This is a genomic window from Paenibacillus faecis, from assembly GCF_008084145.1.
Classification (GTDB): domain Bacteria; phylum Bacillota; class Bacilli; order Paenibacillales; family Paenibacillaceae; genus Fontibacillus; species Fontibacillus faecis.
Map to the genome: position 1 here is coordinate 823,790 of NZ_VSDO01000002.1, position 22,308 is coordinate 846,097.

Sequence of the window (22,308 nt, forward strand, 5' to 3'; positions counted from 1 at the left end):
CATTTGTGGAAAGGGTGAAGGGGAGCATGACGCAAGAGAATAAGCAGGTACCGGATGAGCATGGCCGCTTCGGTCCTTTCGGCGGCCGTTATGTGCCGGAAACGCTGATGAACGCCTTGATCGAACTCGAGGAATCCTACCGCAAATTTCAGGACGATCCTGAATTTCGGGAGGAGATCGCCTATTTGCTTAAACAATATTCCGGCAGAGAAACGCCGCTGTATTACGCGGAGCGGCTGTCCGAGCATTTGGGCGGAGCCAAGATTTACCTGAAGCGCGAGGATCTGAACCATACGGGGGCGCACAAAATCAACAATGCGATCGGGCAGGGGATTTTGGCCAAACGCATGGGCAAGCGAAAAGTGATCGCCGAAACAGGTGCCGGTCAGCACGGGGTGGCGACAGCCACGGTAGCCGCGCTGCTTGGCCTCGAGTGCAAGGTGTTTATGGGCGAGGAGGATACGAAGCGTCAGCAGCTGAACGTATTCCGGATGAAGCTGCTCGGCGCCGAGGTCGTTCCGGTTCTTTCCGGTACGCGGACGCTGAAGGACGCTTGCAATGAGGCGCTCCGGTATTGGGTTAGCCATGTTCAGGATACATTTTATATTCTCGGCTCCGCGACGGGACCTCATCCTTACCCGATGATGGTCCGCAATTTCCAGCGGATCATCGGCGATGAAACACGCCGGCAAATCCTCGAGACGGAAGGGCGGCTGCCCGATATGCTGATCGCCGCCGTCGGCGGCGGCAGCAACGCGATCGGGATGTTCTATCCTTTCGTGGGAGATGAAAGCGTGAAGCTTGTCGGTGTGGAAGCGGCGGGCAGAGGCGTTGACACGGAGTTCCACGCGGCCACGATGACCAAGGGCACGAAGGGCGTATTCCAGGGAAGCATGAGCTATTTGCTGCAGGACGCCTTCGGTCAGGTTCTGCCCGCGCATTCCATTTCGGCAGGGTTAGACTATCCGGGGATCGGGCCGGAGCATTCGTATCTCAAGGATATCGAGCGTGCGCAATATTATCCGATTACCGACAGGGAAGCGCTCGACGCGCTGCAGCTCTTAAGCCGGCTGGAGGGGATCATTCCCGCCTTGGAATCCGCGCATGCGGTGGCGCAGGCGGTTAAACTGGCGCCGGGCATGAGCCGGGACGAGATCGTCGTCATCTGCCTCTCCGGCCGCGGAGACAAGGATGTCGAGTCGATCATGGCGTACACGGAAGGAGGGGCCGAGCTATGAGCGGCGCTACAACGGTCAATCTGATGGATAAGACATTCGCCGACCTAAAGGCCGCCGGGAAAACCGCGCTTATCCCGTTTATAACGGTGGGCGATCCCGATCCCGACACCACGGTCGATATTATCGTTGAACTGGAGCGGGCGGGGGCCGATATATTGGAGCTCGGCGTTCCGTATTCCGATCCGCTGGCCGACGGCCCCGTGATCCAGCGGGCTTCGGAGCGGGCGCTGGTCCGCCGGATTACGGTGGAAACCTGCATCGACACGGCGCGCAAAGCCAGGGAGCGCGGCGTAAAGATGCCGTTCGTCCTTTTCACGTATTACAATCCGGTGCTTCAGACAGGTTTGGAGCGGTTCTTCCCGCTGCTGCAGGAAGCCGGAATCAGCGGCGTTATTATTCCCGATCTTCCTTATGAGGAGGCCGAAGAGGCCTTGAAGCTGGCCGACGCGGCCGGCGTTCAGCTTGTCCCGCTGGTCGCTCCGACATCGGAAAGCCGGATCGCGAAGATTTTGTCCCGGGCCAGAGGTTTTATTTACTGTGTATCCTCGCTCGGCGTTACCGGAGAGCGGAGCACTTTTCACCGGCAGGTGGACGAATTTATCGCTTCGGTCAAAGCGCAGACCGATTTACCGGTCGCCGTCGGCTTCGGGATCTCCAATCGCGAACAGGTGCTTCGCTTCTCGGAACTCTGCGATGGGGTCGTCGTCGGAAGCGCCATCGTCCGCAAGATCGAAGAGAGCTTGCCTCTTTTGAAGAATGAGGCCACCCGAGAACAGGGCTTGTTGCAAATCCGCGACTTTGTGGCACAATTAAACATAAAAGACTAGCGAAATGGGTGCTGTACCCGATTTTGCCTGAGAGAGGAAGGTATTACATGCAGCCAAAACCGAACATCGTGGACTTACCGGTGTACCAGCCGGGCAAACCGATTGAAGAAGTAAAGCGTGAGCTGGGTTTGACGGAAGTGATCAAGCTCGCATCGAACGAGAATCCCTTCGGCTGCTCGCCGCGCGTCCGCCAGGCGATCGAAGCGGAGCTGTTCCAAATCAGCCTTTACCCGGACGGCAGCGCCGCCGAATTGAGAGAGGCTTTGGCGGCTTATCACGGAGTGGACCGGGATCAGTTGATCTTCGGATGCGGGTCCGATGAAATTATCGCGCTGATTACCCGCGCTTTTATCGTGCGGGGCGATGAGACCGTCATGGCGGATCAGACGTTTTCGGTGTACAAGACGAACGCCGATATCGAAGGAGCGGTCAGCATCGAAGTGCCGTTGAAGGATGGCGCTCACGATCTGGAAGGCATGTTGGATAAAATCGGCGATAAGACGAAAATTGTCTGGGTCTGCAATCCGAACAATCCGACGGGAACGATTGTTTCCAATGACGCTTTAATCTCCTTCCTGGACCGGGTTCCGGGACATGTGCTGGTTGTTCTGGATGAAGCTTATGCCGAATATGTCACCGATCCTTCGTATACGAATGGAGTTAAGCTGCTGCCGAAATATCCGAACCTGATCGTGCTCCGGACCTTCTCCAAAATTTACGGGTTGGCCTCGCTGCGGATAGGCTACGGAATCGGGCAGCCGAACGTAGTTAAGTTGATTAATCAGGTTCGCGAACCGTTTAATACGTCCCGGATCGGTCAGGCGGCCGCGCTGGCTTCCCTGGGCGACGACAGCTTTGTCGCCGAATGCCGGAGCAGAAACAGCGAAGGGATTCAATACCTCACCGGGCAATTTGAACGGCTGAATTTGTCCCATTTTCCGGCACACGGCAATTTCATCATGGTGGATGTCAAAATGCCGGCGACGGAGATGTTCCAATCGCTGCTGAAGCTGGGCATTATCGTTCGCGCCGGGTTCGGGAAATATCCGGAGCATATTCGGGTTACGGTGGGATCCTCCGAACAGAACGCCAAATTTATCGCAGCTTTGGAGCGAGTTCTCTCCGCGCAGAAGGCCGGAGTCTAGCGCTTGCCGACTATAAAATCAGAAATCGAGTGAATGCATATGACGATGAAAGTTGCTATCTTCGGCGTTGGCTTAATCGGCGGATCGCTGGGGCTTTGCCTTAAAGGCAAGCCCGGCATCACCGTCGTCGGACACAGCCATCGCCCCGGTTCCCTAAACCGGATGATCGAACGCGGGGTCGTGGATGCCGCTACCCTTTCCATGGAGGAAGCGGCCGCCGACGCCGATTTTATATTTTTATGCGTCCCGGTCGGAAATTTGGAAGAATATCTGGAGAAGCTGTACGCTCTGCCTTTAAAGCCGGGCTGCATCATCACGGATGTCGGCAGTACGAAGGCTTCCGTCATGGAGCGCGCACGGAGCTTGTCCGCTTCGGGCGTATATTTTATCGGCGGACATCCTATGGCGGGATCGGAGCGCTCCGGGGTGGATGCGGCGTCGACTTTGCTGTTCGAAAACGCCTATTACGTCCTGACGCCGTCTCCCGACGTTCCGGAAGAGGCCTACTTGCGGCTGGAACGGTTACTTGCCCATACCCGGGCGCAAATCGTACGCGTCGACGCGGTCATGCACGACCGGATCGTCGGGGCGATTAGCCATCTTCCCCACATTATCGCTGTGGCGCTGGTGAACCAGGTGTGCGATTATAACGCCGATAACGGGCTGTACCGGACGCTGGCCGCCGGGGGATTCCGCGATATTACGCGCATCGCTTCGAGCGATCCCCTGATCTGGAGGGATATTCTCCTCAGCAACCAAGAGGTGCTGCTATCGCTGCTACGGGATTGGAACGAGGAAATCGCCGGCTTTATCCGGCTGCTTGAAGCGCAGGACGGGGACGGGATCAAGCAAGCTTTTGAAAAAGCCAACCAGTTCCGCGGTGAATTGCCGGAACGGCGCAAGGGGGCGATTACATCTTTGTTTGATTTGCACATCGACGTTCCCGATCATCCTGGAATCATCGGACAGATCGCCACCCAGCTCGGCGTCAATCAAATCAATTTGAGCAATATGCAAATTATCGAAAGCCGGGAGGATGTGCCGGGCGTGCTGCGGCTGTCGTTCCGTCAAGAAGCGGAGATGGAACGGGCCAAAGACCATTTGCTTACGCTGGGGTATACAGTTTACGTTTGAAATTTGGAGGGGGAAACCCCCTTCCTAACCGTATCATGTAAACGCTTAAAAAAAAGTGTTGACAGAATGAAAACGGATACATATAATAAAAGTACAGTATGGTTTCTCTCCACTCCTATCCAATAACTGTATTGCTCTGAAAATGAGCAATGGGCCGCGATCAGCGGCCTTTTTTTTGTTTTCGGCTTTAGCCAGTTGAGCTCGCGAAGCGTGCGAAACAAAAACCCACCTGCTATGCAGGTGGTGAAGTGATGCTTATAGCATAAACCACCTGGTGGGGTCGTTATATAGAGTGTTCAAGCTACTATGGTATTACGAAAGGAAAAGGTGGCTTAATAGCTAATCGAAGTGAGTTGTTACATACAAAGAGGCGCCTAGTGTGCTTCCAAGCTTTCAAGCTTCCAACTCCAAAAAGATGCAAATCTGCAGGTATTTAAGCCGATCCCCGAGGGGAAAACGAAAAAAGATGCAAATCTGCAGGAATTTCCAGCGATTTTAGTGAAACGAGCCGGTTTCGTCGAAAATTCCTGCAGATTTGCAGGTATTTAGAAATTTTGAGTCCAAACAGGAAAAAAGCCTGCAAATATGCAGGAATTTTATATTATCAAGGTTGTCTGACGGGGTATTAGGGGTTTAGTAATAATCGCACCCCTTCCGGGGGAGGCAAATGCGGCAACGGCCTAGTAGCTTGAACGTAGTGAAAGCTAGCGCCTTTAGACGCGAGCCGGTAATAAAGGCTTATAGCCTTAGAGCAAACCATTCGTTCACACGGGTGGTTATGATTCTTTTTTAGAGACGGGGATTTATGTGGCACGAGATTGCGATGTGCTGCAACCTAAAGCCAAGAGCGTTCGTCTATGCATATATATGAAGGATGACGGGTAGCTCGTGGTAAGATTCCCTATTTTTTGTTATCATTTAGGAGAAGCTGTGAAGTTGAAGGCTGATCATGATTTGGGTTAACAATGTTTGAAAGTCCGAATATGCTAAGAGCGGATGATACGGACATTTTACATAGTTACTAAGGGGGTTCCGAAATATGGATCTCGGTTTAAAGGGCAAGAAAGCAATCGTTACGGGGGGCAGCAAAGGGATCGGGTTGGCCACGGCGCTGACGTTGGCTTCCGAAGGTGGCGATCGTGGCGAGAGATCCGGAAGGGCTGAAAAGCGCCGCGCAATTGATCAAGGAGCGGACGGGTAAGGTTCCGCTCTGGATATCCGCGGACGTTTCACACAAGCAGGAAGCGGAGAATGCGGTCGAAACGGCCGTGGACGGTCTCGGCGGCCTGGATATCCTGGTCAACAATGCGGGGACCTCGGCGGCCCGGCCTTTCCACGAGGTCGATACGGCGGACTGGACGGCGGATTTGGATCTCAAGCTGTTTGCGGCCGTCCATTTTTCCAAGTTTGCCCTGCCTTACCTTTGCCAAGCCCAGGGGGGCGGTGCGATTGTTAATGTCACTTCCGTCGGCGGAAAGTCGCCGGGCGCGTCGTCCCTGCCGACCTCGGTAAGCCGTGCGGCCGGTTTGGCTTTGACCAAAGCGATGAGCAAGGATCTGGCGGGGGACGGGATACGCGTCAACGCGGTATGCATCGGTCTGATTCACAGCGCGCAAATCGAACGGAAATGGAAGAGCGTTGCGCCCGAGCTGTCGTGGGAGGAATTTGCGCGCGATCCGAGGCACGGAATTCCGCTCGGCCGGATCGGGGAAGCCCAGGAAGCTGCCAATGCCATCGCCTTTCTGGTTTCGCAGGCGGCCTCGTATATTACCGGTACCGCGGTCAATATCGACGGAGGGCTTTCGGCCGCTCTTTAAAGCGAATGCGAATCAAGGCGGAAGCTTCTTTGGATTCGGGAAGGTCATGAGTTTTTTTAATTTTTCCAGATTTCATGATATACTAGTCGTTGATTGTTAAAAAGTAATGGCGTTTTGATTATAACTTTGTCGTGACTCTTGAATTTATTGAATTTGTTACATAAGCAGCGCAACTTTTTTCTTTCCGTTCGGTAATAATGTGTGTAGGATCGAACGGGGAAAGCGTATGGATGGGCGAGGAGGATCGCACTCAGATGACGGATTCCCAAATGATTCGTGAAATTAAGGAAGGCAATACGGAGCTGTACTCGGAGTTGATGAGACGCTACCAGCGTAAAATATTGGCCTTTGTCTACCACATGTTGAAGAGCGCCCACCTGGAGCTGCTCGCAGAAGATATATGCTCGGAAACGTTCTATAAAGCATTTCGCAGCTTGCATTCCTTTCGGGAAGTGGATGCTTCCTTTTCGACCTGGCTTTATACCATTGCCAGAAATACGGTGCTCAGCGAGCTGCGCAAGCAGCGTGGCGCCAATGTTCCTTTGGAAGAGAGCGGAATCGTCCCGGTTGCGCCGGGCGATGTTGTGCCGGAGCAGGCTGTTCTCCGGAGCGAGAAGGTCGGCAAGGTCCGCGAAGCGATTAACAATCTTCCGGAGAAACAGCGTTCCGCTTTAATTTTGCGCGAATACGACCAGTTGGACTATCAGGAAATCGCGACGATTCTCGGACAGAGCGTAAGCGCGGTGAAATCCCTTTTGTTCCGGGCGCGGAGTAGCGTAAAGAGTCAGCTTGAACCCTACTTTTACGAACCGATTTACGAGCATTACGAGGGGATGAAAAGCAGATGAATTGTAAAGAGGCCCAAGAATTGTTCGGTGTGATGCCCGATTTGCCGGAGCATCATCCACAGCGCAAAATGCTGGAATGGCATATTTTGGGCTGCGAGTCCTGCGCGGCAGAATATCAGATTTGGACAGAAAGCCTAGACGCCGTTCAGGCCCTGCCTATCGAAGTCAGCGAGGAAGAAGCGGAGGCCGTCAACCGCCGGGTAATGGACCGTATCTATGCGGAGTCGCCTTGGCTTGCGCCCGACATCCGGGATAAAGACTATTCCCGGCGGATCCGCCGCCGCGTAACCCTTTGGTCGGCTTGTTTTCTGGCCGTCTTCCTTGTGAGTACCTTATTGTTCTTTATCGGCGGTACCATGGAGAAGAAGGAAGCCAACAAACCGGCTACCGGCATCGTCCCTGCGGCCGTGGTCACAACGGATACGGAAATTCCGGAGGATTTCACCTTTGAGCTGCCCAGCGTCTCCCGCGGGGTTGTCGAACCGTTTGTCGTTCAACTGGGACCGGCTTATCCGCAATACTGGATGCTGCTGTCCATGGCCGGAATGGTGCTTGCCCTGGTGTCCTGGAAGGGAATCAGGCGGTCCCGAAGATGACCGTTTTCAACTAACGCTTCTTCCGAATTTTTAATCGGATGAGGCGTTTTGTTGTTTGAATGATATAATATGATATACACTAGATCATTACTGACCAAGGAGGGGGAACCATGCTAGTTGGATTGATCCGCCACGGACTTACGGATTGGAACGCGGCAGGGAGAATTCAGGGGCAGAGCGATATCCCGCTGAACGATGAGGGGCGGAGACAAGCGGTCCGGTTGGCTGAGCGTTTGAAGGAGGACAAAGGAATCCGGTGGGATTTCGTCATTACGAGCGGGCTTAAGCGAGCCGAAGAAACGGGCGAGATTATCGCCAATCGCCTGGGTATACCCCTTTATGAACCCGATCCGCGGATCATGGAAAGGTCATTCGGGCAAGCGGAGGGGTTGACCGCCTTGGAGCGAGAGTCCAAATGGGGCAAGGACTGGGATCTTCAGGAGCTGGGCCAGGAGAAAATCGAGGCGATTCGGCAGCGTGCGCTCTCGTTCTTAAGCGAACTCGGGGAACGTTACGGAGATCAAAATGTGCTTGTGGTCAGTCATGGCGGGCTGCTCGCCCAATTGTTCGCGGCGTTGTATCAGGACCAATGTACGGAAAGAATCGGCAACTTATCGTTGACCATCCTGGAAAAGAACGAAACGAGTTGGGATTTGCGTCTCTATAATTGCCTCCGGCATTTGGAAGAGATCATAGAGGAAATGAAATAGGTCATATCGGGCAATCCGGAAGATTCCGGGTTGCTTTTTTTTATCCTCTACGGAATAAATGTTGAAAAAAATCCCATAATGGTAGTAAAACGGCGAGGCGGTATGATATGAATCTGGCGGATATGCTTACTTATGCCGACATCGGACAGCTTAGCAGAATAGCAGACCATTACCATTGCGAATGCAACGGGAATTCCAAACACGAATTAATTCAATCGATCCTGCAAACGATCGGACGAAAGGAATTTATCGAATCCCATGTGGAAGGGATGAGTTTGGAAGATTTGCGCTTTCTGAACGGCCTGATCTTTGACGGACGCCGTCAGTTCAGTTTGGAAGAATTGATCGCCTGCGCCCAGCAGTCGCGTTATACGGAGGACGCCAGAGAAAGGGAAACTCCGCGGGATGTGATCGCCCGGTTCAGACAACGGGGATGGCTGTTCCCGGGAATGACCCACAACACGAAGTATTTGTTTGAGGTTCCGGAGGATTTGAAGCGCCGTTTCCGAGAAGCGCTGGAGCGCCGTTTCAAGTCCGGAGTCGTGACCCGCTCCGAAGATCCGGCCATGTACCGGGAGGAACCCGATCTACTCTCCGAAGATCTGATTCTGTTTCTGCGCTATGTGGAGAAACAGGAAATCCCTCTGAACAGCGAGGGGGTCATGTATCGCCGGAACCAGCAGCAGATTCTGGAGAGCTTTCATATTTCGGAACCGCTGGTCGGCAAGGGATGGCGATTCGGTTACGGTCGGCGTTTCAAAGATTACCCGAGCCGGTTTGCGTTGTTGTATGATTACGCCTGCCATGCCAAATGGATCCGCGAAGACGGGGACCGCCTCCGATTGACGCCCGCGGGGGAGGCGTTTTTGGCCGAAGAAACACGCGAACCGATGATACAGTTCATCACGTTTTGGTTAAGACTTTATAAAGGGCCGATCCCTAACTTACTCTCTTTGGTCTACTGGATCGAAAGGTGCAGCAGAGAGTGGGTTACCGCATCCTCGCTGTATGACAGAATGTCGTCCCTGATTAAACCCTTTTACTACGATTCGCCCGAGTCCATCTTTGAGGAACGCATTCTCCGGATGATGCTTCACTTGGGGATGGTGCGAATCGGTGACGACGGCCGGGGGGAAAGGTACGTGCAGACGACTCCTTTTGGGAAATCTGCAGTACATCGGCTTCATAAAGGCTGATCATCGTCCCAGACCAGGATCGGTTGGCCACATGGTTTTTTGGTCCACGTCTGCACTTTAGGCCAAGGCACATTAATCGGTATGGGGGCTATCGTCTTAAACGGAGCCGAGATCGGTGAATATGCTTTAGTAGGAGCAGGTTACTTCGATACGGAAAACAAAAAATCCACCCTATACTCTTTCCCCGGGACTTCCGGGAAGGAATATAGGATCACTAAACAGTAGGTTGGAGGTGCATCCTATGGATCAGATGAAGGTTACTTATGAAGCGATGCTCAGTTTAGCGGCGGAAATGGTTTGGGACGAGGCGTTACGCAAACATCGGTCGGAGCAGATTTACACCGAGATCGACAACGCTCTGGCGCAAGGCGATGAGGTGGCCTTCCGGCTTCTGACGGATGAACTGAAGACATTGGAGAAATAAAAGAAATGCCCGCGGGCATTTCTTTTTCATTGCTGCCGAAATGGTCAAGTCCGACTCTTTTCTATATTATAATGGGAGCAGAGAGAAAGGGGCGAATGCAATGAAGTTTAGTGAAATCGAACCGGGGACATGGGAGGAATTGCGTCCCTACTTGGACACCTGCCTGATTCCGGTCACGGGGCTGACGGGGACGGAACAGCCGTACGAAGTGGTGGAAGCTTTGGAGAAGTTGCGGGATGTCATGGATTGGGTGGAGGTCCCTTTTCACGGAAGAGTGGTGACATATCCCTCGTTCCAATATGGCGAAGGGGAAATGATGCCTCATATCAATGAAGTATGCCGTCGTCTGAAACGGTCCGGGTTTGCCTATGCGATCGTCATATCAGACCGGTTGGAATTGCGCCGGGAGCAACTGCCCGATGCGGATTTGTTAATCACCCCGGCGCTGTTTCTCCCTACGGAAGGCAAATTGTCGAAGCAGAGAGTGATGGAGGAGGTTCAGCTGCTTTGGCAAGAAGGAAGCAAGTGATGAATGTGACAAATTATCGACATTTCCAAAGCGATACCAATTTGGTCGGCGGAAAAAATGTGTCTAATTCTTGACGCTCTTGGAAGCCTAATATATTATTAATATGTCTTACACAACGATGTGATAATTGTCATTGAAACGGAGAGAGAATTGGTAGGCAAAGGGGGTTGAAGACTGTATGAGCAATCAGCACGAAGAGCATGAAGCATCGCATAAACCGCCCATTCGTAAGGAAATGTCACGGCGGCAGTTTCTTACATATACATTGGGAGGCGCAACCGCCTTTATGGCAGCAGGTGTGACGCTTCCGATGGTTCGATTTGCCGTGGATCCGATTCTGCAAAAGAAAGGTGAAGGCGCGTTTGTTAAAGTGGTAGAGGTCAGCAAAATCACGAACGAGCCTCAGGAATTTACCTTCGAACTGAAGCAGCAGGACGGCTGGTACCTTAGTACCGCGAATTTGACGGCCTGGATCCGTAAAGACGAGAGCGGAAAAATTTATGCGCTTTCACCGATCTGTAAGCACTTGGGCTGTACGATCGGCTGGAACACCAATGCGAATTTTCCGGACCAATATCATTGCCCTTGTCATGGAGCGCACTACACCAAGGAAGGCAAGCAGCTTGCCGTTGCGTCGAAGCCGCTTGATGAATACAAGGTGATGATCAAGGACGATTGGGTTTATTTGGGTGAGATTATCCCGAATACGATCGTGAAATAAGGAGGCGTAGATTCAGATGTTTAAAAATGTTTACAACTGGATTGACGAACGTCTAGATATCACGCCGATCTGGAGAGATGTTGCGGACCATGAAGTTCCGGAGCACGTAAACCCGGCGCACCATTTCTCGGCATTTGTCTACTGCTTCGGCGGCTTGACGTTTTTTATTACCGTGATCCAGATTTTATCGGGCATGTTTCTAACGATGTATTACGTTCCCGATATCATCAACGCCTACAACAGCGTTGAATTTTTGCAGACCCAGGTCGCTTTCGGGCAAATTGTCCGGGGGATGCATCACTGGGGCGCGAGCCTTGTCATCGTCATGATGTTCCTGCATACGCTCCGCGTATTCTTCACCGGTTCTTACAAAGCGCCGCGTGAGATGAACTGGGTAGTCGGCATGCTGATTTTCTTCGTGATGATTGGACTCGGTTTGACGGGCTATCTGCTTCCTTGGGATAACAAAGCCTACTTTGCAACGAAGGTAACGTTGGAAATCGCAAACTCGGTTCCCGTGCTTGGACCGGTCATCAAGGAACTGCTGCAAGGCGGTACGATCGTCGGCGCCGAGACGCTTACCCGTTTCTTCGCGATTCACGTGTTCTTCCTTCCGGCGGTGCTGCTGATCCTTCTGGTGGGACACTTCATTATGATCCGCAGACAGGGGATTTCGGGCCCGTTGTAAAATCGAACAAAAGGGTTTGCCTTTGCAGGCAAACACCATAATTTTGAGAAGGGAGGCAATCACATGGCCCATGGTGACAAATCGAAACAGGAAAAAGTCGTATTTGTCGGCGATTCTCGCGTACGCAAAGGGAACGGCTTCATCACACCTCCCGACTATACGGCGTATCCGGGGAAATCGGAGGCTTTTATTCCGAACTTCCTGCTCAAGGAGTGGATGGTGGGCGTCGTCGTCCTCGTCGGTTTTCTGGTGCTGACGATTTCGGAGCCGGCTCCGCTCGGATTCCCGGCAAATCCCAGCGCATCGGTTATCCCGATGCCTGACTGGTACTTCCTGTTTCTGTACCAATATTTGAAATATCCTTACGCTTCCGGTGATTACGTGGTTCTCGGCACGTTGGGAATCCCGACCGTTGCTTTCGGGGCATTGCTGCTGGCTCCGTTTCTGGACTGCGGCAAGGAGCGGCGTTTTTACAAGCGGCCGATCGCTTCGGCACTGATGTTCCTTTCCCTGGCTTCGCTGGTGTACCTTACGAACTTCGCTTGGACGCACTATAAGCATGAACTGGAAGCTACCGGTACGCAGCCGGAGCATATCCAGCGCGAGGAGAAGGCGCGGGAAAACCGCGAAAAGGGCTTGCCGACTTCAAGCGGGATCAAGCCCAAAGATGTCGCGATTGTCGATAAGGACGATCCGGCAATGGAGACCTACAAAAAGGCGACCTGCGTATCCTGTCATGGCGCCGACTTGAAAGGGGCCAGCGGTCCCGCTCTGCGCGGCGTTGGCGACAAGCACGATAAGGACGCGATCCTTTCCATTATTAAAGAAGGCTATAACGGAAAGATGCCGCCGATGTATGATACGGCGATCAGCGCCGGCCTGACGGACCAAGACATCGACCATTTGGCCGAATGGCTTGCGAAACAAAAAACGGAACAGTAAAATAGCATTAAAAGAAAACCTGATCGTTTCGGCGGTCAGGTTTTTTAGTATCATCGGATCATAAGCCAAATTTGAGGAAATGAGGTCAGTTTTTTGAAATTGTCTTTTTTCTGGAGCCGGGCACTGCTCTCCTCACGACTGCTGCTCTGGCCGCTATTCATTTGCAACTTGCTGGGAACGGTCTACGGATACATATGGTACGATGCGCAGCTTCGGGAAACCTGGCTTACCCATCCGCATTGGCGGATTATTTTTGTGCCCGACAGCCCTACGGCCAGTCTTTTTTTCACGTTATCGCTTCTGTTTTTGTTATTCCCGAAACGATTGGGCCGATTTGGCGGAGTACGCAGGCTGCTTGAGGGACTGGCTGTCGTCACCAGCGTGAAATACGGGGTTTGGGCGGTCAGCATGATCTTTGCCGGAGCGTATCAGGGGGGCGACCTCGGGTGGCAGGATTGGATGCTGGTGGGCTCCCACTTGGCGATGGCGGTGGAGGCCTTGCTGTATGTCCGGTTATTCCGGTTCGGGACGGGTATGCTGATCGCGGCCGGTTGTTGGACATTGTTGAACGATACGGTCGATTACACTTACGAAGTATATCCTTGGCTTCCAAGGACCTTATGGGATGATGTTTCTTCCGTAATGGTATTTACGTTTTGTCTTACATTGGCCAGCGTGGCCGCCGGATGGCTGGCGCTCAAGGGGGCGGGCCGAACGAAAGCCGAGTTCTAACGATGGACAGCCCGCCATACCATGGAGGTAAGGGGGGATTGTCCGTGAAAAGGAGGAAAACCATAGGTTTCATCCTGTTGTTGATGGGGCTGGTCATACTCGTCGGTCTGCCGTCTCCATGGTCCGGAATTGCGAAAGCGGATACCGCTGTGCCGGCGGCTGGCGGATCGGAGAATGGCGGAACGGGGCCGGAAAAGCGCGAGGAGAAGCTTGCCCGGTTCGAGCAGGCGGCGGAGGCCCTGTACAGGAGCATGCAGGAAGGGCATACGCAGAAGGCTTTGGAGGATATGGAAAGGCTGACGGACACGTTGACGGGCCTCTCGTTTAAAGGCCTTACCACGGTAGAAGGAATTCATGCTCTGGCCGAAAGCGTGATGGATGTGCAGCACACCCTCGTCCGTGCGGAGATTTCGCCCGAGGATTGGACATATGTATCGGCGAAGCTCCGGCTGGCGGTCAACAGTCTCATTCATCGCGATAAAGCGCTTTGGCTTCAATATTACAAAGTTATGCGCGAGGAACTGGATAAAATCGAGAGCGGGCGAATTTCGGGCAGCCGGACGGCCGTACGCGAAGCGTTTCTGGCGCTGAAACGGCATTATGATGTGATCCGGCCGGCCGCGGTCATTCGGAGAGAAGCTTGGGAGATCAGCCGGTTCGACTCCTGGATGTCGCATCTGGAAGGACTAAGTGAAGAGGGTGCGCCGAAGGGCGACGCTTTGGGCCGGGCCCTTAAACAGGGGGATAGGTATCTTAAGGAGCTGTTCGGCAAAACGGAAGACCCCGTATTTCTTCCAGTTACCGGATACGGAAAACCGATTTACTGGAGCTTGCTGATCGGCGGATGGATCGTGTTGGCGCTTGCTTACACGGGGCTGCGAAAGTATAGGGCGGATCAAACGGTGATGGCCGCCCATGCGCCGAAAGACCGGGAGGACGGCTACAGGTTTTAAGGCTTGATGAAGCCGTGAGCAAAAAGAAAAGATGCGTGTTGTAACGGAGCCGGGCTCCTTTACAGCACGCATCTTTTTTTGATCGTCAGGGATTCGTGCTAATCCTCCCGGAAGCCTTCGCCATGGACATCGTGAACATCGCTGATAATGATAAACGCCCGAGGGTCGATGGATTTGGCGATTCCATTCAACCTGCGGATTTCCGTGCGGGAAACAACGCAGTAAGCCATATGCTTCGCCTGCTTGGAATAAGCCCCGATCGCGGGGATCAGGGTGACGCCCCGGTCCATCTCTTTTGTGATCGTATCGGCGATTTCCGGCGCTCGGTCGCTTATGATCGTGAACGCCTTGGCCGCGTAGGCCCCTTCCTGGATAAAATCGATGACCCGAGAGGCGATAAAGACCGCGACCAACGTATAAAGGATATTTTCGATCGCCACGTAAAACAGGGAAAGCCCGATGATGATCACATCGATCGTCAGAATGATCTGTCCCATGCTAAACCCGTATTTCTTGCCGAGAATCCGCGCGACAATATCGGAGCCGCCCGTGGTTCCGCCGAACCGGAAGACGATGCCGAGACCGGCCCCGAGCGTTACCCCGGCATATAAAGAGGCCAAGATATAATCGGTGGCGAACGTCTTGATCCAGCCCGATTCCATCATTTTTTCAAAAATCCAGAGAAAGAAAGAGAGCGACCCGATCCCGATGCCTGTATATATGATTTGTCTTCCCCCAAGGATTCTCCACCCGAGAAGAAACAGCGGAATGTTCAGCACCAAGTTGGAAATCGAAGGGGAGATGCCGAACGCATACTTCAGCAAAATCGTTACGCCGGTAACGCCGCCTTCCATGAGTTGATTGGGTATAATGAAATAAAGAAGTCCAAAGGCGTATATGGCGGTCCCCAACAGAATGGGGAGCACGATTTTCATATAGCCTCCCAATTTGCTCGTGCCCATGCGATAATCCCTCACCCATAAATGAAATTTTTTTACGCATTCTTTCTTAGTATACCTTTTTGTGGAGCGATTAAAAAATGATTTGTCATCAAATTGTCTTTACGATAACATAGGTATGATAACTGACCACTGACGGAGGGATGGCCCTTGAAAGAAAAGTCTCTAGCCGAACTGCAGCGGGAAGTGGACCAATACATATCCCAATTTAAAGAAGGTTATTTCAGTCCTCTGTCCATGCTGGCACGGATGAGCGAAGAGGTTGGCGAACTGGCCCGCGAAGTCAATCACCGCTTCGGCGAGAAACCCAAAAAAGCAAGCGAAGCCGATAATTCGATTGAATTGGAGCTTGGCGATATTTTATTCATTACGATCTGCTTTGCGAATTCGCTTGGCATCGACTTGACGGAAGCGCACGACAAAGTGATGCATAAATTCAATACCCGGGATGCAAACCGGTGGACCAAAAAGGACACCGAATAGGTCCTTTCTTCATATGCTGTAGTAATATCAGCCCATCAACGGGGGGAAGGCAGATGAAGGCGGAGGACTGTTTAAAAAAAGCATACCGCAGCATTTATGAGAACGATTTTGAACAAGCGATCCAGTGGTTTGAGCAGGCTCTGGTACTTGCGCCCGATAACGCGGATATTCACTACAGATGCTCGATCACCTGCGCAAGAAGCGGGCGGCTGGAAAAAGCGCTGGCCCACGCCAGGCTGGCTTCCGCTCTCGTACCGGAGCAGGAGGAATATAAGCTTCACTTTGACCGTTTGCAATCCATGGAGTTGACCCTCATGGCCAAACGGTTGTTGGAGGGGGAATCCGCAGGCAGCGCAGTGGGCGCCGGCTCAACCTCTAAGCCCGCGGCCAGTTTGCTGGAGCGGGCGGTCCGGCTGGATCCGCTGTCCGTGGACGCACAGGTTTGGCTGGCGATCGCTTATACCGAATTGGAACAGTATGACCGTGCCTTAAGCGCCGTTCAGGAGGCATCCGTTTTACCGCAGGACGTTGGAATTGCGAAACAGCTGCAAGAGTTGGAACAACGCATCAGAAAACATATGAAATAGCAACTATTCCAGGAAATGTGGGGGATCTGATATGGAGGAGCAAATAAGAGTCGCTGTAGCAGGTGCGGCCGGAAGAATGGGCAGAGAAGTAGTCAAAATGGTTTTGGAGGATCCGTCGCTTCAGTTGGTGGCGGCCATCGGTCTCAAGAATGAAGGTACCGACGCGGCTGTCCTGGTCGGTATGCCCGAGTGCGGGGTACCGATCACCTCGAATCTGGAGCGGGCGCTCACGGAGAGCCGGCCGCACGTCATGGTCGATTTTACGACGCCGGCATCGGTATACGACAACACCGAGACGGCCATCCGTCACGGCGTGGCCCCCGTCGTCGGTACGACAGGGTTTACGCCGGAGCAAATCGACCTTCTGGACAAGCAGTGCCGGGAGAAAGGCATCGGCGGGCTAATCGCCCCGAACTTCTCGATCGGCGCGATCCTGATGATGAAGTTCGCGGCGCAGGCGGCCAAATATTTCCCTCATTTGGAGATCATCGAATATCACGGCGATCAGAAGCTGGACGCCCCTTCGGGCACGGCGATCAAAACGGCCGAGCTCATCGCGATGAACCGCGAAGAAATGAGACAGGGGAACCCGCAGGAGGAAGAGACGATCGAGGGATCGAGAGGCGGTTATTATAACGGATTCCGGATTCACAGCGTCCGCCTTCCCGGCGTTTTTGCCCAGCAGGAAGTCGTGTTCGGCGGCTACGGACAAACGCTCAAGATCCGTCATGATTCCTATGAACGCGCCGGGTATATGCCGGGCGTCAATCTGGCGATCAAGAAAGTGTTGGAATATCAAGGCATGATTTACGGTTTCGATCATTTTGTGGATGCATAAGGGGTGTAAATATGTTGAACATTGCATTTATTGCGCACGACCGGAAGAAAGAAGACATCGTTAATTTTGTCATTGCGTACGAGCATGTATTCAAGGATAAGAAACTATATTCCACGGGAACGACGGGAACCCGAATCATGGAAGCGACAAGCTTGAAGATTCACCGCTTCCTCTCGGGTCCGTTGGGAGGGGATCAACAGATCGGCTCGCTGATTGCCCAAAACGAGATGGATCTCGTTCTGTTCTTCCGCGATCCGTTGATGGCTCAGCCCCATGAACCCGATATTACCGCGCTGCTACGCCTGTGCGATGTGCACGGCATCCCTGTCGCGACCAATCTGGCGACGGCGGAGATTCTGGTCCGCGCGCTGGACCGCGGCGATTTTGCCTGGAGAGAACTGGTGGAATTGAACAAGCCGGGGTTGGGCCAATGAATTTGGATATCCTGATTTTCGGCGCGCATGCCGACGATGCGGAGATCGGCATGGCCGGGACGATCGCCAAGCAGGTTGCCGCGGGGTATAAGGTAGGGCTTTGCGACTTGACCCGGGCCGAGCTGTCCTCCAATGGAAACGTCGAACTTCGATTGCAGGAAGCCGATGCGGCGTCCCGCGTGCTCGGCGTATCCCGGCGCATCAATTTGGGCCTGCCCGACCGCGGGTTAAGCGGAACCCCGGAGCAAATCGTCGCGGTGACGGAAGTGATCCGGGAATACGCGCCCCAAGTGATTTTTGCCCCTTACTGGGAAGATCGCCATCCGGATCATGTCGCTTGCAGCAAATTGGTGGAGGAGGCGGCTTTTAACGCCAAGCTTCGCCGATATATGCCCGACAAACCGGCCGTGTCCGCACCGGAATTGTATTATTATTTTATTAACGATTGGAAAACTCCGGATCTGCTCTTGGATGTTACGGATTTTTACCCCGTCAAGGAAGAGGCCCTGGGGTGCTATAAATCCCAATTCGGACAAGCTGTAGGCGACGAAGATATCGCTCCGACGCCCCTTAACCAGGGGTATGTCGAACGGGTGAAGGCCAGGGACGCGCTGCTCGGCCAGCGCAGACTCATCCCGTATGCGGAAGGATTTGCGGTAAAAACACCCTATCTGGTTCACCTATTCGGATCTGCCCGAACATAGATTAGAAACAGAACGGTTTGAAAAGGAGGCCCCCGCCAGATGGATTCATTTTTGAAAATCGGAATTACCTGCTACCCTTCGTTGGGAGGTTCGGGGGTTGTTGCAACCGAGCTGGGCAAACTGCTTGCGGAAAAGGGTCATGAAGTTCATTTCATCTCCCATAGTGTCCCTTTCCGGCTGGGCAGTTTCCATAAGAACATTAAATACCATGAGGTAGACGTCAGCGATTACTATGTGTTCCGGTACCCGCCGTACGATCTTTCGCTGGCGACAAAAATGGCCCAAGTTGCCAAAGCGCAGAACCTCGACGTGCTGCATGTTCATTATGCGGTGCCGCATGCGGTTTGCGCTTTTTTGGCCAAACAGATGGTGGGAGACAAGCTGAAGATCGTGACGACGCTGCACGGTACCGATATTACGGTGTTGGCCCAAGACGAATCGTTGAAGGATTTGATCCGTCTCGCCATCAACGAGAGCGACGCCGTAACGAGCGTGTCCCGCGATTTGATGCGCGAAACACGCGAGGTATTGGATATTACCCGCGACATCGACCTGACCTACAATTTCGTGGATGAAAGAGTATACTATCCGCGGGAATGCTGTGATTGCAAAGCGGATTTTGCCGATCCGGGGGAAAAGGTGCTGATGCACATTTCCAATTTCCGGCCGGTGAAACGGGTCAGCGACGTGGTGGACGTATTCGAGATGGTCAACCGGAAGGTCCCTTCCAAGCTGCTCTTTGTCGGCGAAGGGCCGGATCTGCCGAAGATCCAGTGGAAGATCAAGGAAATGGGGCTCGAAGACCGCGTCCATTTCCTCGGGAAACAGGATGATATCGCCCAGGTGATTTCCATGGCGGACATCCTGCTGCTGCCGTCGGAAAAAGAGAGTTTCGGCCTTGTGGCTCTGGAGGCGATGGCTTGCGGCGTTCCGACCGTCGGCTCGATCGCCGGCGGGATTCCCGAGCTCGTCGCTCATGGGGAGACCGGGTTTCTGGCGCCGATCGGCGATACCCGCCTGATGGCGGATTACTGCATCTCCCTATTGACGGATGACGAGCTTACGAGCAGGGTACGCGAAGCCTGCTTGCAGCGGGCCAAAACGGAATTCAGCAGCGACATCATTACGGCGGCCTACGAAGCGATTTATTATCGCGTGTTGAATCGCAAGCTGCCCCGCTTAAAACCCGCCTGCGGATAAGCGATTGTAAAGCGGAGACGGAACCGAAATTGCTGCCGTATGGAGGTTTGTGCAGAAATGAGTTTTTGGAGATTGGTTCCCCCCCTGATGCAACGTCAGGGGGAATACGTGCTTAAACGGCTGCAGGAACACGGGCATCAAGCCTACTTCGTCGGAGGATGCGTGCGCGACGAAATCATGGGCCGGCCGGTGCATGACATGGATATAGCTACCTCGGCAAGACCGGAGCAAGTGATCGACATGTTCGAGCACACCGTGCCGACGGGGCTTCAGCATGGCACGGTTACCGTAGTGGCCGAACGGGAAATGTTCGAAGTGACGACCTTCCGCAAGGAGGCGGACTACGAAGATCACCGTCACCCGACCCGGGTGGAATTCGTGGACGGGCTGCTGGAGGATTTGCGCCGGAGGGACTTTACGATGAACGCGATCGCCGGCGATGCGGGTGGAAATCTGATCGATCCCTTTGACGGAAAGCGAGACATCGAGGCACGAATTCTCCGCTGCGTGGGAAACGCCGACGAGAGGTTCGACGAGGACGCGCTGCGGATGATGCGGGCGATTCGATTCGCTTCCGTCTTCGGATTCCGCCCGGTCAAAAGCTTGTGGAAGGCGCTAAAGTTCAGCCGATCCAAAATTTCGTTCATCGCCATCGAACGGATTCGGGTGGAGTTCGAAAAGATGCTGCTTGGGCCCGATCCGCTGCGCGGACTGGCTCTACTGCAGCGAAGCGGTCTACTCCCTTATATCAAGGCCCCGGTGCCGTCCGCCGCGCTCCGTCCGCTTGCCGGAGAAGCGGCGTTAACGGCGATGAGGACGCTGGCCGCGGTGCCGCCGGAAGAGTTTCCCGAACTTAGGTACGCCTTGCTTTTGCAAGGGATCGGCGTCGGGGGCGATGAGGCCGCCGATCTGATGAAGCGGTGGACGTTTCCGAACGCCATCGCCCAGCGGACCGCCGATCTGATCCGGTTTGACGAGCTATGGAAGAACCGGAGAGCCGAAGCGGGCGGAAGCGGCCCGCTTAGGAAACAGTGGGTTGAGCTCCAGCTCCGCTTTGGCAAACAAATGGCGGCGCTATGGCTGAAGCGGGAGCGAACCAGGCTGGCCGTGGAGTTTACGGAAGACCCGGACAAGCTGCAGGCGGAGCTGGAGCTTATGAAGCAATCCGAAGCCCGCTGGCATGAGGAGGTCCCGGTTCACACGCTCAAGGAGCTGGCCATCCGCGGCGAGGACGTCATTCGAAGCATGGGCAGGAAAGGCGGACCGTGGCTCGGAATGCTGATGGGCCGGCTTCTGTTCCTGGTCGCCTCGGGGGAGTTAGCCAATGAGCGGGAAATCTTGCTGGAGCAAGCGAAAGTAGTGGTGAATGAAGATGGAACATCCTAAGTTGTTGGAGATATTCCGGCAAAACGAAGGGAAATACCTGTCGGGGGAAGAGATCAGCAAGCGGCTGTCGATCAGCCGTACGGCGGTGTGGAAACAGATTAACAAGCTGCGCGAGGAAGGCTTTGAGTTCGAAGCCGTCTCCCGCAAGGGTTACCGTTTAATCCACTCGCCGGATAAGCTCGAACCGCAAGCGGTACTGCAGGGCTTGCGCACCCGGTCTTTCGGCCGCAGCCTAAAGATCGTGGAGGTTACAACCTCCACCCAGGAGGAGGTGCGGCTGCTTGCGGAACAGGGGACGCCCTCGGGTGCGCTCGTCCTCGCCGAGGAACAGACGGGAGGCAGGGGCCGACAGGGCCGCAAATGGTTCTCGCCGCCGCGTAAAGGCGTGTGGATGAGCTTGCTTCTGCGGCCGGAACGGCCGCTTTCTTTCGCCCCTCAGCTGACGCTGCTTATCGCGGTGGCGGTCTGCCGGGCGATCCGGAAAACAAGCGGCGTGGATGCGGGCATTAAATGGCCTAACGACCTGCTCGTGCAGGGCAAAAAAGTATGCGGCATTCTTGTGGAATCCGTCAGCGAAGATGAGCGGATTCGTTATTGCATCGCAGGGATCGGCATCGATGTGAATGTCGAGGCCCATGAGCTGCCCGCCGATTTGCAGGCGGTAGCGACCTCGTTGAAGATCGAAAGCGGCAGGAACCAGGATCGGGTTGCCTTGATCACGGCCGTCATGAATGAGCTGGAGGATTTGTACACCCTTTATGAGCAGGAAGGCTTTACGCCGATCAAACATCTCTGGGAGGCGCTGTCGGTTACGCTCGGAAAACGGGTGGCGGTAAAGACGCCCCAAGGGGAGATTTCGGGCGTGGCCGATGCTTTGGACGAGTCCGGTGCGCTGATTCTTTTGGATGACAAAGGGATGCCTTTTCCGCTTTTTTCCGGGGAAGTCCATCTTGCCTGATGAAAAATGTAACGCAATTTGTTATACTGTCCTCATGAGGCGATATCGAGGTTTCGAATTGCACTCATGAGGGCACAATACAGCTGCATGAACATTTAGGGTTCCACAAATGACGTTGGATTCTGCTCTGAGCCGAAGAGGACCGAGACAGAAAGAACGAGCGCTAGTGACTCTTCTTTGGATTTCGGACCTTTTTAGTGCGTAAACTAAAAGGTTTTTTTGTCGTGCCATCCTGCGCGATGTGACGAACGGGAAACCG

General features: G+C 53.9%; 24 protein-coding genes and 2 pseudogenes. 25 read left to right on the plus strand and 1 reads right to left on the minus strand.

Annotated features, from left to right (window positions below; all coding sequences use genetic code 11):
* The first annotated feature begins 26 nt into the window (after positions 1 to 26).
* The 17 genes and pseudogenes from trpB (at position 27) to FRY98_RS11755 (ending at position 14,500) form a co-directional block, all read left to right on the plus strand.
* Positions 27 to 1,238 carry a tryptophan synthase subunit beta gene (gene trpB / locus FRY98_RS28940; RefSeq protein WP_225039664.1) on the plus strand — a complete coding sequence of 404 codons (1,212 nt, stop codon included), beginning with the start codon at positions 27 to 29 and terminating at the stop codon, positions 1,236 to 1,238.
* Positions 1,235 to 2,065 carry a tryptophan synthase subunit alpha gene (gene trpA, locus FRY98_RS11680; protein ID WP_148451916.1) on the plus strand — a complete coding sequence of 277 codons (831 nt, stop codon included), beginning with the start codon at positions 1,235 to 1,237 and terminating at the stop codon, positions 2,063 to 2,065. Before trpB ends, trpA begins: the two co-directional genes overlap by 4 nt.
* A gap of 47 nt (positions 2,066 to 2,112) precedes the next feature.
* Complete coding sequence (gene hisC, locus FRY98_RS11685; RefSeq protein WP_148451917.1) at positions 2,113 to 3,210, plus strand: histidinol-phosphate transaminase; 1,098 nt, start codon at positions 2,113 to 2,115, stop codon at positions 3,208 to 3,210.
* Between the two features lie 45 nt (positions 3,211 to 3,255).
* Positions 3,256 to 4,344, plus strand: a complete 1,089-nt coding sequence (locus tag FRY98_RS11690) for a prephenate dehydrogenase (protein WP_211373299.1) — start codon at positions 3,256 to 3,258, stop codon at positions 4,342 to 4,344.
* Positions 4,345 to 5,383: 1,039 nt separating this feature from the next.
* Positions 5,384 to 6,161, plus strand: a pseudogene (locus FRY98_RS11695) (SDR family NAD(P)-dependent oxidoreductase).
* A 254-nt stretch (positions 6,162 to 6,415) separates the two neighbouring features.
* Positions 6,416 to 7,009 carry an RNA polymerase sigma factor gene (locus FRY98_RS11700; RefSeq protein ID WP_148451919.1) on the plus strand — a complete coding sequence of 198 codons (594 nt, stop codon included), beginning with the start codon at positions 6,416 to 6,418 and terminating at the stop codon, positions 7,007 to 7,009.
* On the plus strand, positions 7,006 to 7,605 hold the full coding sequence (locus tag FRY98_RS11705) for an anti-sigma factor (protein ID WP_148451920.1): 600 nt from the start codon (positions 7,006 to 7,008) through the stop codon (positions 7,603 to 7,605). Before FRY98_RS11700 ends, FRY98_RS11705 begins: the two co-directional genes overlap by 4 nt.
* Before the next feature lie 110 nt (positions 7,606 to 7,715).
* The gene (locus FRY98_RS11710) at positions 7,716 to 8,315 is read left to right on the plus strand and encodes a histidine phosphatase family protein (RefSeq protein ID WP_148451921.1); all 600 of its coding nucleotides are present in this window, start codon (positions 7,716 to 7,718) and stop codon (positions 8,313 to 8,315) included.
* A gap of 107 nt (positions 8,316 to 8,422) precedes the next feature.
* The gene (locus FRY98_RS11715) at positions 8,423 to 9,511 is read left to right on the plus strand and encodes a DUF5302 domain-containing protein (protein ID WP_148451922.1); all 1,089 of its coding nucleotides are present in this window, start codon (positions 8,423 to 8,425) and stop codon (positions 9,509 to 9,511) included.
* Positions 9,512 to 9,556: 45 nt separating this feature from the next.
* Positions 9,557 to 9,708, plus strand: a pseudogene (locus tag FRY98_RS11720) (gamma carbonic anhydrase family protein); the annotation flags it as partial.
* 44 nt (positions 9,709 to 9,752) lie between these two features.
* Positions 9,753 to 9,935: an IDEAL domain-containing protein gene (locus FRY98_RS11725; RefSeq protein ID WP_148451923.1), complete on the plus strand. Its 183-nt coding sequence runs from the start codon at positions 9,753 to 9,755 to the stop codon at positions 9,933 to 9,935.
* 100 nt (positions 9,936 to 10,035) lie between these two features.
* Positions 10,036 to 10,464 carry a DUF2487 family protein gene (locus FRY98_RS11730; protein ID WP_148451924.1) on the plus strand — a complete coding sequence of 143 codons (429 nt, stop codon included), beginning with the start codon at positions 10,036 to 10,038 and terminating at the stop codon, positions 10,462 to 10,464.
* Positions 10,465 to 10,642: 178 nt separating this feature from the next.
* Positions 10,643 to 11,185, plus strand: coding sequence for a QcrA and Rieske domain-containing protein (locus FRY98_RS11735; RefSeq protein WP_148451925.1), 543 nt, complete (start codon positions 10,643 to 10,645; stop codon positions 11,183 to 11,185).
* A gap of 16 nt (positions 11,186 to 11,201) precedes the next feature.
* Entirely contained in the window at positions 11,202 to 11,873 is a 672-nt protein-coding gene (gene qcrB / locus FRY98_RS11740; protein WP_148451926.1) for a menaquinol-cytochrome c reductase cytochrome b subunit, read from the plus strand.
* Positions 11,874 to 11,936: 63 nt separating this feature from the next.
* Positions 11,937 to 12,815 (plus strand): menaquinol-cytochrome c reductase cytochrome b/c subunit, encoded by an 879-nt coding sequence (locus FRY98_RS11745; protein WP_148451927.1) that lies wholly within the window; start codon positions 11,937 to 11,939, stop codon positions 12,813 to 12,815.
* Between the two features lie 93 nt (positions 12,816 to 12,908).
* Complete coding sequence (locus tag FRY98_RS11750) at positions 12,909 to 13,547, plus strand: DUF1405 domain-containing protein (RefSeq protein WP_148451928.1); 639 nt, start codon at positions 12,909 to 12,911, stop codon at positions 13,545 to 13,547.
* A 44-nt stretch (positions 13,548 to 13,591) separates the two neighbouring features.
* Positions 13,592 to 14,500 carry a sporulation protein YpjB gene (locus FRY98_RS11755; protein WP_225039589.1) on the plus strand — a complete coding sequence of 303 codons (909 nt, stop codon included), beginning with the start codon at positions 13,592 to 13,594 and terminating at the stop codon, positions 14,498 to 14,500.
* A gap of 98 nt (positions 14,501 to 14,598) precedes the next feature.
* Here FRY98_RS11755 and FRY98_RS11760 read toward each other — a convergent pair whose 3' ends face one another.
* A complete protein-coding gene (locus FRY98_RS11760) occupies positions 14,599 to 15,462 on the minus strand; it encodes a YitT family protein (protein ID WP_148451929.1) in 864 nt (287 codons plus the stop codon).
* A 147-nt stretch (positions 15,463 to 15,609) separates the two neighbouring features.
* Between FRY98_RS11760 and FRY98_RS11765 the strand changes: the two genes are divergently transcribed.
* Genes FRY98_RS11765 through FRY98_RS11800 form a run of 8 tightly spaced genes read left to right on the plus strand, consistent with a single transcriptional unit; the run spans position 15,610 to position 22,049 of the window.
* Positions 15,610 to 15,942 (plus strand): nucleotide pyrophosphohydrolase, encoded by a 333-nt coding sequence (locus tag FRY98_RS11765; RefSeq protein ID WP_148451930.1) that lies wholly within the window; start codon positions 15,610 to 15,612, stop codon positions 15,940 to 15,942.
* 53 nt (positions 15,943 to 15,995) lie between these two features.
* Positions 15,996 to 16,529 (plus strand): tetratricopeptide repeat protein, encoded by a 534-nt coding sequence (locus FRY98_RS11770; protein WP_148451931.1) that lies wholly within the window; start codon positions 15,996 to 15,998, stop codon positions 16,527 to 16,529.
* Between the two features lie 31 nt (positions 16,530 to 16,560).
* The gene (dapB, locus tag FRY98_RS11775; RefSeq protein ID WP_148451932.1) at positions 16,561 to 17,367 is read left to right on the plus strand and encodes a 4-hydroxy-tetrahydrodipicolinate reductase; all 807 of its coding nucleotides are present in this window, start codon (positions 16,561 to 16,563) and stop codon (positions 17,365 to 17,367) included.
* A gap of 11 nt (positions 17,368 to 17,378) precedes the next feature.
* Entirely contained in the window at positions 17,379 to 17,801 is a 423-nt protein-coding gene (mgsA, locus tag FRY98_RS11780; RefSeq protein WP_148451933.1) for a methylglyoxal synthase, read from the plus strand.
* Entirely contained in the window at positions 17,798 to 18,505 is a 708-nt protein-coding gene (bshB1, locus tag FRY98_RS11785; protein WP_148451934.1) for a bacillithiol biosynthesis deacetylase BshB1, read from the plus strand. Before mgsA ends, bshB1 begins: the two co-directional genes overlap by 4 nt.
* Before the next feature lie 39 nt (positions 18,506 to 18,544).
* On the plus strand, positions 18,545 to 19,705 hold the full coding sequence (bshA, locus tag FRY98_RS11790; protein ID WP_148451935.1) for an N-acetyl-alpha-D-glucosaminyl L-malate synthase BshA: 1,161 nt from the start codon (positions 18,545 to 18,547) through the stop codon (positions 19,703 to 19,705).
* A gap of 57 nt (positions 19,706 to 19,762) precedes the next feature.
* Positions 19,763 to 21,091 carry a CCA tRNA nucleotidyltransferase gene (locus FRY98_RS11795; RefSeq protein ID WP_148451936.1) on the plus strand — a complete coding sequence of 443 codons (1,329 nt, stop codon included), beginning with the start codon at positions 19,763 to 19,765 and terminating at the stop codon, positions 21,089 to 21,091.
* Positions 21,078 to 22,049, plus strand: a complete 972-nt coding sequence (locus FRY98_RS11800; protein WP_148451937.1) for a biotin--[acetyl-CoA-carboxylase] ligase — start codon at positions 21,078 to 21,080, stop codon at positions 22,047 to 22,049. The genes FRY98_RS11795 and FRY98_RS11800 overlap by 14 nt, the downstream gene beginning before the upstream one ends.
* The last annotated feature ends 259 nt before the right edge of the window (positions 22,050 to 22,308 follow it).

Bases quoted from the DNA above. Each gene is read 5' to 3' on its own strand.
- bshB1 (WP_148451934.1), top strand. From the start codon at position 17,798: ATGAATTTGGATATCCTGATTTTCGGCGCGCATGCCGACGATGCGGAG.
- FRY98_RS11730 (WP_148451924.1), top strand. From the start codon at position 10,036: ATGAAGTTTAGTGAAATCGAACCGGGGACATGGGAGGAATTGCGTCCC.
- trpB (WP_225039664.1), top strand. From the start codon at position 27: ATGACGCAAGAGAATAAGCAGGTACCGGATGAGCATGGCCGCTTCGGT.
- hisC (WP_148451917.1), top strand. From the start codon at position 2,113: ATGCAGCCAAAACCGAACATCGTGGACTTACCGGTGTACCAGCCGGGC.
- FRY98_RS11800 (WP_148451937.1), top strand. From the start codon at position 21,078: ATGGAACATCCTAAGTTGTTGGAGATATTCCGGCAAAACGAAGGGAAA.
- FRY98_RS11715 (WP_148451922.1), top strand. From the start codon at position 8,423: ATGAATCTGGCGGATATGCTTACTTATGCCGACATCGGACAGCTTAGC.
- FRY98_RS11770 (WP_148451931.1), top strand. From the start codon at position 15,996: ATGAAGGCGGAGGACTGTTTAAAAAAAGCATACCGCAGCATTTATGAG.
- qcrB (WP_148451926.1), top strand. From the start codon at position 11,202: ATGTTTAAAAATGTTTACAACTGGATTGACGAACGTCTAGATATCACG.
- FRY98_RS11760 (WP_148451929.1), bottom strand. From the start codon at position 15,462: ATGGGCACGAGCAAATTGGGAGGCTATATGAAAATCGTGCTCCCCATT.
- FRY98_RS11710 (WP_148451921.1), top strand. From the start codon at position 7,716: ATGCTAGTTGGATTGATCCGCCACGGACTTACGGATTGGAACGCGGCA.
- FRY98_RS11745 (WP_148451927.1), top strand. From the start codon at position 11,937: ATGGCCCATGGTGACAAATCGAAACAGGAAAAAGTCGTATTTGTCGGC.
- dapB (WP_148451932.1), top strand. From the start codon at position 16,561: ATGGAGGAGCAAATAAGAGTCGCTGTAGCAGGTGCGGCCGGAAGAATG.
- FRY98_RS11700 (WP_148451919.1), top strand. From the start codon at position 6,416: ATGACGGATTCCCAAATGATTCGTGAAATTAAGGAAGGCAATACGGAG.
- bshA (WP_148451935.1), top strand. From the start codon at position 18,545: ATGGATTCATTTTTGAAAATCGGAATTACCTGCTACCCTTCGTTGGGA.
- FRY98_RS11725 (WP_148451923.1), top strand. From the start codon at position 9,753: ATGGATCAGATGAAGGTTACTTATGAAGCGATGCTCAGTTTAGCGGCG.
- mgsA (WP_148451933.1), top strand. From the start codon at position 17,379: ATGTTGAACATTGCATTTATTGCGCACGACCGGAAGAAAGAAGACATC.
- FRY98_RS11795 (WP_148451936.1), top strand. From the start codon at position 19,763: ATGAGTTTTTGGAGATTGGTTCCCCCCCTGATGCAACGTCAGGGGGAA.
- FRY98_RS11705 (WP_148451920.1), top strand. From the start codon at position 7,006: ATGAATTGTAAAGAGGCCCAAGAATTGTTCGGTGTGATGCCCGATTTG.
- FRY98_RS11690 (WP_211373299.1), top strand. From the start codon at position 3,256: ATGAAAGTTGCTATCTTCGGCGTTGGCTTAATCGGCGGATCGCTGGGG.
- trpA (WP_148451916.1), top strand. From the start codon at position 1,235: ATGAGCGGCGCTACAACGGTCAATCTGATGGATAAGACATTCGCCGAC.
- FRY98_RS11735 (WP_148451925.1), top strand. From the start codon at position 10,643: ATGAGCAATCAGCACGAAGAGCATGAAGCATCGCATAAACCGCCCATT.